Annotated in this window: 14 protein-coding genes; 5 read left to right on the forward strand and 9 right to left on the reverse strand. The window is 62.3% G+C overall.

The genetic code is table 11. The features are described from left to right. Window positions 1–70 precede the first annotated feature (70 nt). Window positions 71–1,144: a diguanylate cyclase gene (locus EXN22_RS21200; RefSeq protein ID WP_130266878.1), complete on the forward strand. Its 1,074-nt coding sequence runs from the start codon at window positions 71–73 to the stop codon at window positions 1,142–1,144. Window positions 1,145–1,200: 56 nt separating this feature from the next. Continuing rightward, window positions 1,201–3,783 (forward strand): bifunctional diguanylate cyclase/phosphodiesterase, encoded by a 2,583-nt coding sequence (locus EXN22_RS21205; RefSeq protein WP_130265898.1) that lies wholly within the window; start codon window positions 1,201–1,203, stop codon window positions 3,781–3,783. On the opposite strand, the gene EXN22_RS21210 is transcribed toward EXN22_RS21205, so the two are convergent. Then, window positions 3,780–4,358, reverse strand: a complete 579-nt coding sequence (locus EXN22_RS21210; protein ID WP_130265899.1) for a TetR/AcrR family transcriptional regulator — start codon at window positions 4,356–4,358, stop codon at window positions 3,780–3,782. The two genes, EXN22_RS21205 and EXN22_RS21210, sit on opposite strands and share 4 nt — an antisense overlap. 105 nt (window positions 4,359–4,463) lie before the next feature. Between EXN22_RS21210 and EXN22_RS21215 the strand changes: the two genes are divergently transcribed. After that, window positions 4,464–5,906, forward strand: coding sequence for an amidase (locus tag EXN22_RS21215; protein ID WP_130265900.1), 1,443 nt, complete (start codon window positions 4,464–4,466; stop codon window positions 5,904–5,906). Between the two features lie 41 nt (window positions 5,907–5,947). On the opposite strand, the gene EXN22_RS21220 is transcribed toward EXN22_RS21215, so the two are convergent. Next, the gene (locus EXN22_RS21220; protein ID WP_130265901.1) at window positions 5,948–6,271 is read right to left on the reverse strand and encodes a DUF2025 family protein; all 324 of its coding nucleotides are present in this window, start codon (window positions 6,269–6,271) and stop codon (window positions 5,948–5,950) included. Between the two features lie 187 nt (window positions 6,272–6,458). Between EXN22_RS21220 and EXN22_RS21225 the strand changes: the two genes are divergently transcribed. Continuing rightward, complete coding sequence (locus tag EXN22_RS21225; RefSeq protein WP_130265902.1) at window positions 6,459–7,673, forward strand: GAF domain-containing sensor histidine kinase; 1,215 nt, start codon at window positions 6,459–6,461, stop codon at window positions 7,671–7,673. Window positions 7,674–7,695: 22 nt separating this feature from the next. Here the strand turns inward: EXN22_RS21225 and EXN22_RS21230 are convergent, their stop codons facing one another. Further along, window positions 7,696–8,472, reverse strand: coding sequence for a LysR family transcriptional regulator (locus EXN22_RS21230; RefSeq protein ID WP_130265903.1), 777 nt, complete (start codon window positions 8,470–8,472; stop codon window positions 7,696–7,698). A gap of 100 nt (window positions 8,473–8,572) precedes the next feature. Between EXN22_RS21230 and EXN22_RS21235 the strand changes: the two genes are divergently transcribed. After that, window positions 8,573–9,298 carry an SDR family oxidoreductase gene (locus EXN22_RS21235; RefSeq protein WP_130265904.1) on the forward strand — a complete coding sequence of 242 codons (726 nt, stop codon included), beginning with the start codon at window positions 8,573–8,575 and terminating at the stop codon, window positions 9,296–9,298. Here the strand turns inward: EXN22_RS21235 and EXN22_RS21240 are convergent, their stop codons facing one another. The 6 genes from EXN22_RS21240 to EXN22_RS21255 all read right to left on the reverse strand — a co-directional run bounded on the left by EXN22_RS21240 (window position 9,299) and on the right by EXN22_RS21255 (window position 13,359). Beyond that, complete coding sequence (locus tag EXN22_RS21240; protein WP_130265905.1) at window positions 9,299–10,168, reverse strand: efflux RND transporter periplasmic adaptor subunit; 870 nt, start codon at window positions 10,166–10,168, stop codon at window positions 9,299–9,301. 11 nt (window positions 10,169–10,179) lie between these two features. Further along, entirely contained in the window at window positions 10,180–10,386 is a 207-nt protein-coding gene (locus tag EXN22_RS21245; RefSeq protein ID WP_130265906.1) for a DUF1656 domain-containing protein, read from the reverse strand. Next, window positions 10,373–12,361, reverse strand: coding sequence for an FUSC family protein (locus tag EXN22_RS21250; protein ID WP_130265907.1), 1,989 nt, complete (start codon window positions 12,359–12,361; stop codon window positions 10,373–10,375). The genes EXN22_RS21245 and EXN22_RS21250 overlap by 14 nt, the downstream gene beginning before the upstream one ends. A 180-nt stretch (window positions 12,362–12,541) precedes the next feature. After that, a complete protein-coding gene (gene ccoM, locus EXN22_RS26555; RefSeq protein WP_325053295.1) occupies window positions 12,542–12,658 on the reverse strand; it encodes a cytochrome c oxidase subunit CcoM in 117 nt (38 codons plus the stop codon). 134 nt (window positions 12,659–12,792) lie between these two features. Further along, complete coding sequence (locus tag EXN22_RS26240; RefSeq protein WP_165392247.1) at window positions 12,793–12,954, reverse strand: hypothetical protein; 162 nt, start codon at window positions 12,952–12,954, stop codon at window positions 12,793–12,795. 75 nt (window positions 12,955–13,029) lie between these two features. Beyond that, entirely contained in the window at window positions 13,030–13,359 is a 330-nt protein-coding gene (locus EXN22_RS21255; RefSeq protein ID WP_130265908.1) for an aspartate-semialdehyde dehydrogenase, read from the reverse strand. Window positions 13,360–13,376 lie beyond the last annotated feature (17 nt).

The raw sequence follows: 13,376 nt of genomic DNA on the forward strand, positions 1-13,376 counted from the left end.
TGCGATTGTTCAACAATATTGGCAGAATTTATGCGATAAACGGCGCCCCCGGAACAGACCAGCATCCATGATGGAAAAAAGAAGCGGCAAGGGACTTTCATTTGTCAGGAGGATCTACCTGCCGCGCATCATCGGCCTGGGGATCGGCATGCTCAGCGTCATGGCAGGGATCGCCAACCTTGCCCTACCCTCCTGGGTTTGGGGCCTGCTGCTGTTCAACGGCCTGGTCTGGCCGCACCTGGCCTATCAACTGGCCCTGCGCGCCAACGTCCCCTATCACGGCGAGTACCGCAACCTGCAACTGGACTCGCTGATGGGCGGGTTCTGGACCGCTACCCTGCAATTCAACCCGCTACCGAGCGTGACCATCCTGGCAATGATGGCCATGAACAACTTCGCCGCCGGTGGTCAGCGCCTGTTTTTCAAAGGCCTGTTGATCCAGGGCCTGGGCATGCTGCTGTCGATTGCCTTGTTCGGCCCCGGGCTGCAACTGCACGCCACCACCCTGCAGGTTTATGCCTGCCTGCCGATGCTGACCCTTTACCCCATGGCCGTCGGCTGGGTGTGCTACAGCCTGGCAATGAAGCTGGCCGAACATAAACGTCGCCTGAGCGCACTGAGCCGCACCGACAGCCTGACTGGCCTGCTCAACCACGGCTCATGGAAAGACCTGCTGCAGCTCAAGTTCCAGATTTGCCAGCAACAACGGCGCGACGCGGTGATCGCGATCATCGACATCGATCACTTCAAGACCATCAACGACACCTATGGCCACGTGGTCGGCGATTGTGTCCTGCATCAGTTGAGCAATGAACTCAAGCGCACCCTGGGCGAGGACGATCTGGCCGGGCGCTACGGCGGCGACGAGTTCTGTGTGATCCTGCCGGACACCCGCCTGGACAGCGCAAGGCAAAGCATGGAGCGACTGCGCGAGCGGGTCGGCAGCTACCGCAACCCGCAGTTGCCGGACCTGCGCATCAGCCTGAGTATTGGCCTGGCCAGTTGCAACGATGCCCTGCCCGACCCGGAAGCCTGGCTCAATGAAGCCGACAAAGCGCTGTACCGCGCCAAGAAAGCCGGGCGTAACCAGGTCAATTTCGCCCATTGCGACCTCACCACGCTGAAGCTGGCCTATCCTGAGTGAACCTTCGTCCGTGCGGCATGGCCGCCGGATGCAGCTCAACAAGGATCAGCCCGCGCATGGACAGGATTGCCGACGCTCCGCCAACCAGCCAACGCCCGAGCCTGCAGACGGGCAAGCTCATCAAAGCCATCGCCGCGCTGTTCGCCTTGGCCTGCCTGATTGCTCTGGGAGCGTTGATCAACATCGCGACCATACTCAATACCAACGAGCGGGATAAAAGCAGCTTTTACGCCCACAAAGCCCTGGACCAGCGCCTGGAGTCATCGCGCCAGTTTCTCTCCAGCTATGCGGTGTGGAACGCCGCCTACGATCATCTCAATGGCAGCCCCGACCTGCACTGGGCCTATGAAGAGAAGAACGTCGGCGACTCGCTGTACGGCGCCAGCGGCTATGAAGGGGTATTCGTCGTCGATGACCAGACCACCAAGTACGCCCTGTTCAAGGGCCAGTTGAGCAAGGCGCCGGCCAGCACCTATATAGAGAATCCGTTGGCGCCGATCATTGCCAAGGCGCGCAACGTCGCTGCCGAGCGCCAGCAGATCACCGAGCACGTGCTGTTCAATGGCTGGCCGGCAGTGCTGGTGGCCGCGGCCATTCGCCCGGATGATGAAGTGCTGTCAATCGATCCGCAAACCACCTCAGTCATGCTTTTTGTCGATCAACTGACCCCGGAAAAACTCACACACCTGGGCACCGGCGTCGGCCTGGCCGGCATGCACATCGAAAAAGCCGACGCACCGCTGGCCGATCAACCCAGTTTGCTGCTGGGCGATACCGGCTACCGGCTCGACTGGATTACCCCGCGTCCGGGCGATCAGTTGCTTTGGGCGGTCTTGCCGCCGCTGCTCGGCGCCATGCTGGTACTGGGCTTGCTGATGGTGTACTTCTTCCGCTATGCCCTGCGCACGTCACGCGAAATCGACGCCAACCTGCGCAGCCTGCAGGCCAGTAACCAGGCGCTGGAAGCCAGCGAGCAGCGGTTTCGCGCAGTGGCCGAGGCGGCATCGGACTGGATCTGGGAAACCGACCGTCATCATCGCCTGAGCTACCTGTCCCAGCGCTTTGTCACCGTGACGGGCTTTCAGAGCGAAGACTGGCTGGGCCAGCCGCTCAACCAGTTGCTCAGTTGCGAAACCACGCCGCTGATCCAGTGGCTCGACAATCAGGCCGATGCCGACTCGCCACAGGTCGCCAACCTGCGCTGCGCCTACCGCGACCACACCGCTCAGATGCGCTTTTGCCGGGTTTCGGCGCGCTCGATTGTGTTCGACGGCAAACTGGTCGGTTATCGCGGCACTGCCAGCGACATCACCGATGAAGTGGCCGCCCATGCGCGCATCCAGCACCTGTCGATGCACGACGCACTGACGGGCCTGGCCAACCGCAACAAGCTCTCGCGCTTTCTTGACCAGGCACTGCTCAAGGGCCAGGAAGCCACGCCGCTGACCTTGTTGCTGCTGGACCTGGACAGTTTCAAGCCGATCAACGACTCCCTTGGCCACCCCGCTGGCGACGCCGTGCTGCTGGAAGTGGCCGCACGCCTGCGCGAATCGACTCGTGACGGCGACCTGGTGGCACGCCTGGGCGGCGACGAGTTCGTGCTGGTGATGAATGGCATGGACAGCCGCAACGAGATCGACCGCTTTTGTGCCCGTCTGATCGACAACCTGCACCAACCGATCTACTACGAAGAACAGGCCCTGCACATCGGTGCCAGCCTGGGCGTGGCGCAAACGCGCTTGCAGGGTACTGATGCTGGCGAGCTGATCCGCTGCGCCGATATCGCCCTGTATCACGCCAAGGCCGAAGGCAAGAACACCTGGCGCTACTTCTCCCCGGAGATGAACGAGCAGATCCAGTATCGCCGGCAACTGGAAAACGACCTGCGCAAGGCGCTGAAGAACAACGAGTTCGTCCTCCATTACCAGCCACGCTATCGCCTGGAAACCCTGGAGATCGTCTCGGTCGAGGCTTTGGTGCGCTGGCAGCATCCAATCGAAGGCCTATTGGGCCCGGATACGTTCATTCCCCTGGCCGAGCAGACCGACCTGATCGTGCCCCTGGGCCGCTGGGTGCTGCACGAAGCCTGCAAAACCGCACGCAACTGGCCGGCGCAGCTACTGGTCTCGGTCAACCTGTCTCCGGCGCAATTCTCGCGCAGCGATGTGGTCAAGGATGTTCACCAGATCCTGGTCGAGACCGGCTTCCCGGCCCAGCGCCTGGAGCTGGAAATCACCGAGAATGTGATGCTCAACGACATCGAAGGCGCACTGGGCACCATGAACGCGCTCAAGGAGTTGGGGGTGCGCCTGAACATGGATGACTTCGGCACCGGTTACTCGTCGCTGGGTTACCTGCGCACCTACCCGTTCGACAGCATCAAGATCGACAAGCGCTTTATCGCCGGGCTCAGCAGCGACGGCAACGACCGCGCGGTGGTTCAGGCGATCATCAACCTGGGCAAGGCCATGGGCCTGACCGTGACTGCCGAAGGGGTGGAAACCGAGCAGCAACTCAAGGCCCTGGGCAAGGAGCAATGCCATGAGGTGCAGGGCTACTACCTGAGCAAGCCGATCGACAAACTGGCCTTCGAAGCGCTGCTGCAATCCTCAGAAAACAGCCGCGCCGACGTTTCTTAGGCAGGCAAGCCCAATCGGCCCCGTATCAGCTTGAGCAGGTTCGGGCCGACCTGGTCAAAGCCTTTGTTCTGCGCAACGATCTGTACCCCCTCCAGCAGCAGCGTCAGTTCGAATGCGCTCTGCTGCGGCTCGGCCAAGCCTGCCTCTTCACACAAACGCACCAGGCGCGCCGCCTGGCGGCGCTTATGCGCCTCGATCAGCTCGCGCGCCGGGCTGTCACACACCGGCAGCTCTGCCAGGGTGTTGGTGTAGGCACAACCACGGTGCGAAGAAAGCACCGGCTCCTGAACCAGAAACTCGGCAAAACCGAGGATCTGCCGCGCCGGCTGACCGCTGAACTGCTCGGCCAGACGCCCCCATAGCTCGTCGTACTCGGCCATCAACAGGCGCAGCCACTCCAGCACCAGCACTTCCTTGGACTCGAAATGCCGGTACAGGGTCATCTTGGTGGTTTCAGCCTTGGCCGCAATGGCATCGACCGTGACGCGGCTGATGCCTTCATTGGAAAACAGGGCGTGAGCGGCATCCAGGACCCGCTCTCGCGGGGGCAAGCGGGCGATTCGTTGCGAACGCATGGGCAGACTCCAGTTGACGACGATACTAATCAGTATCACTCTATACCAATGAGTATCGCTCGATACCCACCGGTATTTTATCGTCAATTGTTCCGGGAGTGCGCAATGAAGGTGAGTGAATATGTGCAATTGGATGCCATCGGCCTGGCCGAACTGATTGCTCAAGGGCACGTCAGTGCCGATCAGGTGCAAGCCGCCGCACAGCAGGCGATCGCCAGCATGGAGCCGCAGGTCAACGCCCTGGCCGAACACTGGCACGATGAATCGCTGCCCACGCGAACTGAAGGGCCGCTGTACGGTGTGCCGTTTCTGATCAAGGACCTGGCGATCAGCATGCAAGGACGTGCCCATGAGTTCGGCAGTCGTCTGGCACAAGGTACTGGCAGCACTGCCGACTCATTCCTGATGCAGCGTTTTCGCCGAGCCGGGTTGCTCACCCTGGGGCGCACAACTATCCCTGAACTGGCCATCAGCACCACCACCGAATCCCGCTTGTGCGGCCCGACCCGCAACCCCTGGGACCTCAATCGCAGCGCCGGAGGCTCTAGCGGCGGCTCGGCGGCAGCGGTCGCCAGCGGCATGGTGCCGGTTGCCCATGCCACTGATGGCGGCGGTTCGATCCGGGTTCCGGCGGCGGCCTGCGGTCTGTTCGGGCTCAAGCCCGGCCGCGGGCTGATTTCCATGGGCCCCTTCCTGGACGAAGCATGGAATGGCCTGGCAGTGCAGGGCGTACTCAGCCGTTCGGTGCGCGACAGCGCCTTGCTGCTCGACTGCATGGTCGGGGCGCAAGCTGGCGATCCGTTCCTGTCGGCGCCAGCACAAGGCAGCTACCTGAGTGCGCTCAAGCAAGCGCCTGAGGCCTTGAGAATCGCCGTGCAGAGGCATCCGCTCAATGGCCAGCACAGCGATCCGCTGATGGTCGAGGCGCTTGAGCAGTTGCTCCAGACCCTGGAAAACCTGGGGCACCACTGCGAACACGTGGACCTGGACATCGGCCTGTCCTGGGAGGCTTTCGTCGAGATGAACGCGCGCTTCTGGGCCAGCAATACCGCAGCCTGGCTCGATGGCCTGGGCTCCGAGACCGGCCGCCCGCTCAACAGTGACTGGCTGGAACCGGCAACCCTGGCCCTGCACCGTTATGGTAAAGGGCTGTCAGCCACCGACCTGCTGGCCGCGATGGACCAGCGCAACCTGGTCAGTCGGCAATTGGGCGGGTTCTTCCAGCGCTTTGATCTGCTGCTCAGCCCAACCCTCAGCACCTTGCCGCCGGTGATCGGGGCTTATAACGCCGGCCAGGAAACGCTTGACGGTCTGGGCTGGATGCACCGGGTGTTCGACCACTCACCCTTCACTGCCCTGGCCAACATTTGCGGCACGCCCTCGATGTCGGTGCCGTTGTACCAGGATGCGGCCAGTGGCTTACCGATTGGCATGCAGTTTACTGCCGGGGCAGCAGGTGAGCGCCTGCTGCTGAGCCTGGCCGGTCAACTGGAACAGGCGTTGCCCTGGCGCGGGCGGATCCCGCCGGTCTGGGCGGCGCAAGGCTGAAAGCATCGCCGCTCCAGCAGTGGAGCGGGCTTGCCCCGCGATCAGGCCCGCAGCCGTCGCTGCGCAGCGATCTGCGGCAAGTCCTTGCGACGCAGGTACACCCGCAGCGGCTCGGTAACATTGAGCCGCTCATCGACATTCTGTGCCAAGAGAATCTCGATCAACGCCCGGCTCAGGGTCATGACCTCGCCATCAGCGGCCTGCCAGACAAATTCGTTGCTGGGGATAATGTTGTCGTCCGCCACGTCCATGCCGAACGAGTCTTCGCTAAAACGCACGATGTGTTTGCCAAGCTTGCGATGGAACCCGACGAAGCCCTTGAGCTGATCGGCAGCGGCGCAGATGTCCTGGGATGTGATGTGCATGTCAAACCTCACTTGAAAAGGGGATTGGCACGCTGGGCGCAAGTGGTTGCACTCTGCCGGGCAACTCGGGAACCAAGGTTAATGTAAATTCATCGCATTCGGTAAAGGATTTTTCACCGCAGTAGCCGTTGCTCGCTAGACTTAACCTTCTCAACGCCTTCCTGCAGTCAGCGAACGTGGATGATTCATGAACACCCCTGTTACTTCCGATATCGCCACGATCAGCCGTATCAACGCAGTACCTGCCATCTTGCAGGTCATCTGCGAGACCACCGGCATGCGCTTTGCGGCGGTTGCCCGGGTCACCGAGAGCAACTGGACCGCCTGCGCCGTGCTCGACTCGCTGGGCTTTGGCCTGGAGGTCGGTGGCGAACTGGAGCTGATCACCACCCTGTGCCATGAGATCCGCGCCAGCCACCAGACCATTGTGATCGACAAGGCCAGTACCGACGAGCTGTACTGCAACCACCACACCCCACGCCAGTACAAATTCGAAAGCTACATCTCGGTGCCGGTGTTTCGCACCGACGGCAGTTTCTTTGGCACCATCTGCGCCCTTGACCCCCTGCCTGCCGAACTCAAAGGCAGTGCCATCCAACCGATGATGGAGTCCTTCGCCCGACTGCTGTCGATCCAGATGGAAAGTGAAGAGAACGCCCAGCAGACCGAACAGGCACTGGTAGAAGAACGCGCCATCGCCGATCTGCGTGAGCAGTTCATCGCCGTCCTGGGTCACGACCTGCGCAATCCGCTGTTTGCCATCACCGCTGGCGCCGAGCTGCTGAGCCAACGCCTGCAGGATGAAAAGAGCCGCGCGATTGCCCAGCACATCCTGACCTGCGGTCGACGCGCCAACCAGTTGGTACGCGATGTCCTGGACTTTGCCCGTGGCCGCCTGGGCAACGGCATCATGATCAACGTCCAGGCTTGTCCGGACCTGGCTGAAGCCCTCAAGCACGTCGCCTCGGAGCTGCAGCGAATACACCCCGAGCGCTTGATCCGCCTGAACATCAGCGATCTGGGCGGCATGCATTGCGACCGTGAACGGGTCACCCAGCTGCTGTCCAACCTGGTCGCCAACGCCCTGGTCCATGGCGCGGCCGATAGCCCGGTGGACGTCATGGCCGACATCCGCGACCAGGTTTTCGTCCTGGGTGTGCACAACCTCGGCACGCCCATTGCCCCGCAGGTCATGGCGCAACTGTTTCAGCCTTTTACGCGGCCTCGCGACGATGCTCCACAGCCCGGCCTGGGCCTGGGCCTGTACATTGCCAACCAGATTGCCCTGGCGCATGGCGGACGCATGGAGGTGATATCGAGCGCCGAAGCCGGGACGCTGTTCACCTTCCGCCTGCCATTGGATCGGGTTGTACCCGCAACAGATCAGCCAGCCAGCCTATGACCCTCCGTACACATCGCTCTGGTCAAGCACTCAACGCCTGATGCAACTGCGCCAGTACCGGCAGTTGCAGGGCCTGAGCCGCGAAGCACAGGCCGACCCGCCGGGTCAGCGCCGAACCTGGGCTGGGACGCCAGTGCAACCCGGGGTGACGCTCGACCAACGATTGCGGCAGCAATGCTGCGCCCAGCCCCGCCGCTACCATCGGCAGCGCCTGCTGCAACGAGCCAGCATGCCCGGCCTGCTCCGCCCCGGCATAGAAACCAAGCAAACGCTGATGAGCATAGTGCTGCGGGCAACTGATCCAGCGCTCGGGCTGGTTGCTGCCGTTAGCCATGGCCAGAACGAAGGGTTCTTCCCACAACGGCAGAAACAGCTCGTCTTCACAGCACAAAGCCTCAACGCCAAGCCGCACATCGCCTACGCAGCCATCGAGCAGGGTCAAGCACAAACCTGGAACGCTCTGCGTGGCCAGGCGAACGAAAGCTTCAACCTGGCTGCTGGCGATGTCCGCCTCCACGCCCAGTTGCAAGGGCAGGCGCTGCTCTTGCTGGCGAAAGCGCCGGCTCAAGGCCTGGGCGTCGGCAACCATGCGCCGGGCCTGCGGATACAACTGCCGGGCGTGCTCACTGACCTCGACGCCACGAGCCTTACGCAGGAACAACGCCACGCCCAACTCATCCTCAAGCTGGCGAATGGTCACCGACAACGTCGGCTGGGCAACACACAAGCGCTGGGCGGCCAGGGTGATGTTGCGCTCCTCGAACACCGCGAGAAACGCCTTGAGGTGACGAATATCCATAGTTATTTCCGATGCCACCTCTAGAAATATGCCGTTTTTCAAAGGCAATTTGCGTTCTTACACTAGAGTCATTGAAAACGATTATGCCTTGGAGACGACCATGCACAAACCCCTGATCATCATCACCGGTGCCAGCTCCGGTATCGGCGAAGCCACCGCACGCTTGCTGTCCGGCGCCGGTCACCCGCTGCTGTTGCTGGCGCGCCGTCTGGACCGCCTGCAAGCACTGGAACTGCCCAATTGCCTGTGCCGCGCCGTGGATGTCAGCGATCGCCAGGCCTTCGTCAGCGCAGTGAACGACGCCCAGGCGCTGTATGGCCCCGCCGATGCCCTGGTCAATAATGCCGGGGTGATGCTGCTGGGGCAGATGCACGAGCAGGATCCGGCCCAGTGGGAGCAGATGCTTGAGGTCAACGTCAAAGGGTTGCTCAACGGCATTCATGCGCTGGTGGGCGGGATGATCGAGCGCCGCCACGGCACGATCATCAACGTCAGTTCCGTGGCCGGGCGCAAGACCTTCCCCAACCATGTGGCCTACGTTGGTACCAAGTTTGCCGTTCACGGCATTTCGGAAAACCTGCGCGAAGAAGTCGCTGCCCACAACGTACGCGTGGTAACCATCGCTCCTGGCGCGGTGGAGACCGAACTGCTCGGCCACACCACCGATGAAACGATCAAGCAGGGTTACCAGGCCTGGAAAACCGAGATGGGCGGCCAGGTGCTCAGCGCCGAGGATGTTGCCCAGGCAATTGCCTATGCCTACGGGCAACCGCAACACGTGTGTATTCGCGAAATCGTCCTGGCCGCGACCCGCCAGCAGCCTTGATCAGCGTGTCAACTGATCTTCGCGCACCTGCACACTGGCGGTCATGCCTGCGCTCAGCTTGACCCCTTCGGGTACCTGGTCGAGCTTGATCCGCACCGGAATGCGCTGGGCCAGACGCACCCAATTGAAGGTCGGCTCGACTTCGGCGAGCAACTGGCTGTCGGGGTTGGCGTTGCGGTCGGTGATGCCGCGACTGATGCTTTCGACCTGGCCCTGCATCGGCTCGCCAGCGCTCATCAGCCAGACCTTGACCGGGTCGCCAACGCGGATGCGCGGCAGCTTGGTCTCTTCGAAGTAGGCCTGGACATAGAAGGTCGAATCATCCACCAGGGCCATCACCGGCTGCCCGGCATTGACGTAGTTGCCTTCGGCCAGGCGCAGGTTGGTGATGTGCCCGCTGCGTGGCGCCTTGACCTGGCTGCGGGCCAGGTTGATGGCCGCCACCTTGACCTCGGCCTGGGCCTCGCGCAGTTGGCCACGGGCGACGGCGGCGTTGATCTGGGCGTTCTCACGCAATTCGGCGCTGATTGCCTGTGGCCCCAGCGCAGCGCGCCGCGAGGCTTCGTGCTCGCGCAAGCGCAGTTGTTGCTGGCGGGTTTCGGCCACGGCGTTGGCCTTGTCCAGGGCAGCCTCGAAGCGGTCGCGGTCGATCGACATGAGCAGCTCGCCAGACTTGACCTGCTGGTTGTCATGCACCTTCAGCTCCCGCACCCAGCCGGACACATCCGGGGCGATGATCACCACGTCAGCGCGAATTTTCGCATCTCGGGTCCAGGGCGTGAGCATGTAGTACTGCCAGAGCTTCCAGCCGGCAAAGATGGCCACCGCCACCAGGCACAGGGTTACTGCGATACGTACGGCAGCACGCATGGTCACACTCCTTATAACGGCCCCAGCACGTGGGTCACCAGGGTCAAAATACACACGAACAGCGCGCAGTCGAACAATGCCTCATGCCAGACCCAGCGGCCCAGCGGGGTGTAGCGCAACAGCAAGCGCACCACACCGGTCAGCAGCAGGGCCAATAGCACATAAATCAGAAACGGACTGAGCAATACGCCGCCCAGCGCCCACTCACGCAAGCCCATGAATTTCCTCCTGTCGACGGCACCACTGGCCCCAACTCTTCTGCAATTGCAGGACTGCACCGACTGCCAGGCGCAACGGGTCACTGCTCGGAGCAGCTTGCAAAGCCTCGATGAACTGCTCACTGGCAGCGTCCAGGCGTGCGCCACGGCCTGGGGCCGGGCCGCTGGCCAGGACTGACTCAAGCTGTTGCAGATACTCACGTTCGGCAGCCACCAGCGGCGCTCCGGCAACCGCCAGGCACAGGCGCAGGTGCAGCAGCTCATCGCCCATGTCCAGGCCGTGTACACCATCGTCCCAACGCTCGCGCTCGTGCTCGGGCAAGGCCGTGTAATGCCGAGCCAGTTGCAGCAGGCGATCGGCCATGCGCCCACCGAACCAACTGTCGGCGCCGCGCAGGTCACGCCGGGTCAGGCGCACCAGGTCGCTCTGGGTGGCGGCGCGCAAGCGCTTTCCATGCCAGGCCGGGTTGCGCAGTACCAGCAGTTTGAACGCCAGCACCGCTGCCCCCACGCCCATCAACATGGCCTGGGCACTGTTGAGAAAGAAGGCCACATCGAAGTTCATGACATTTAACGGCGCCACCAGCACGATGAAGTGCAGGCAGTAGGAGGTCGCCGTGGCGCCGATCTTCGGATTGGCCATGCCCAGGGCGCCGAAGAACAGCGGCACGCCCATGGCCAGGCAGAGCATGGCAAAGCTGCTGAGCTCCGGCAGGAGGATCTGCCCGACCACAAACGCGACCGGTATGGCCAGAAGGATCCCGCGCAGAAAACTCATGCCAATCTGTGCGCCATTCTCGCGGCTGGCAAACAGGCTGCAGACCACACAGGTCAGTACCAACCCTCCGGGAGCTGCCTGCCAGGCGGTAGCCAGCCAGAAACTGGCCATGGCCAGAAACGCCAAGGCGCTGCGTGAACCGAACAGCAAGGCCAGCGACAGGTCGCGATGGACCGCCAGGTTGTCGGCCACCTCGCTTGTCGCGCTGCCCTCCTCCACCGCACGCAGGGCCAGGGTTGCAGCCATGGCGTTGTCGAGCAGCAAGCTCAGGCGCGCCAGGCAGTAGTGCTCGGCAGAACTGATGCGCGGGTCATGGGCCGCATCCCAGACCCGCTGGCGCAACAACAGCAGGCCAGCCTGGTCGGGGCGTGCCAGTAGCCCGTGAACCTCTTCGAACCATGGCGCCATGTGCTGCGCCTGCTGCTCGTCCAACTGACGCCACTGTCGGCGTACCGAGCGGGAAATACGCAACAGCACCAGCAACTTCTGGCTCAATCCGCGAATCGCCCGCGCCCGCTGGCGGCCCTGCCGGCCTTCGAACCAGGCGTGCTCACGTTGAGCGTCAACAGCGACGATGCGCCCGAGGATTTCCAGCAGGCCCTTGCGCCCCTGTTCTTCACCGAGCAACGCAGCACTGGCGGCCTGCAAGCCACTTTGCCAGGCCTGATGCGCTTGCCCGCTCAGTTGTTGTTCGACGCGCATGGGCCAGAGCAAGGCGCTAGTGACTGTGGCGCAGACAATCCCCAGGCAGATCTCGGTGCAACGGGCTACCGCCTGGTCAAACACCAGCAACGGATGATTGACCGCCGGCAAAGCGATAATTGCCACCGTGTACCCCGCCAGCACGAATGCGTAGGCCCAGGCGCTACGCAGCAAGGTGGAACAGGCGGTACACAGCGCCAGCCACAGGGCCAGCGCCAGCAAAAACAGCCAGGGCGTCTGGGCGAAGGCACCGATGAACAGCACCGACATGACGGTGCCGACCAAGGTCCCCAGCAAGCGCGCCAGGCCCTTCTGCACCACCATCCCCGACAAGGGCTGGGCGACGATGAATGCGGTCATCAGCGCCCAGGCCGGTTGCTCCAACCCCCAGCGCAGCGCCAGCCAAAGGGCCAGGCCACCACCGAAAAGGGTCTTGAGGGCAAATTGCACGGCAAGTTTGTTCGGCGCCAGCAGGGCCTGCAACGTGATGGGCACGGGACGCACCTTGAACGACGGTGGTGTAAAGATAGACAGAATCAGACAATAAGTTCAGGGCACAATTATTAGCTAGCTAACTATTGATAGTCCAGAGGTACTGACCGGATTTTTCACCGGCAAAAAAAATGGGCGACCGAAGTCGCCCTAAATGCCTTGCGTGCTCGTGACTGGAAAGGATCAGCGCTCTTTGCGCTTGTTCGAGTCTTTCCAGATGAAAATTCCGAATCCGACGAAGAACAGCAACATCAGCCCGACTGTAACCACTCCAGCGATAACCACATTATCGAAGAACATGTCGGCCTCCATTCGCCTGAACCTGTCCGATGGGCTTAAGGTAACGAATGGGGCGGGGGAGGAAATTGACCGAGGTCAATAGCGCCCGGAACCGGGCGCGCAAGGCGGGTGCAGGGTTGACCTGCATCAAGTTTTCAACGCTTCTTGGGTTTGCCCTTGGGCTTCTTTTTCGCCTTGCCCAGCGGCATGGCCTGCTCGAACGCCTGGCGAACTTCGTTCAGGCGTTTTTCATTGCGGTCGTGGACCCTTCGGGCTCGTTCGGCACCGAGGTCGATCAGGTTGTCGTCTTGGCTCATGGGGGGCTCGGAAAGCGGACTGCGGTGCCTCAATAATGCAGGCTGCAGGCGGCGCTGACCAGTGCTGCATCTCCCTCAGACTTCGATGTCCACCAACAGCCCCTGGCGTGGCTGCTCGCCCATCAGGGGCGCTACCGGTACGGTGTTGTCGGCGTTGACTTCATCGCCGGGCAGCGCTTGATAGAGTTCTTGATCCTGGCTCGACTGGCGCCGGCGCTGGTGACGGCGCTGCTCTTCACGCAGCAGAATGGCAGACTGCTCCGGATCGCGGTGCTTGAGGTCGATGGCACTGTCACTGGAAGTCGGCTGCGCCGGGACCACGGGCTTGATGTCCGGCGTCGGCTTTACCGGATCCAGTTGCTGTGTCACGGGTGCAGCGCTGAGCGGGATGAGGGGCGGCAGCATGGGATGTTCTCCTGTCG

It is taken from the genome of Pseudomonas tructae, from assembly GCF_004214895.1.
In the GTDB taxonomy this organism is placed as follows: Bacteria; Pseudomonadota; Gammaproteobacteria; order Pseudomonadales; family Pseudomonadaceae; genus Aquipseudomonas; species Aquipseudomonas tructae.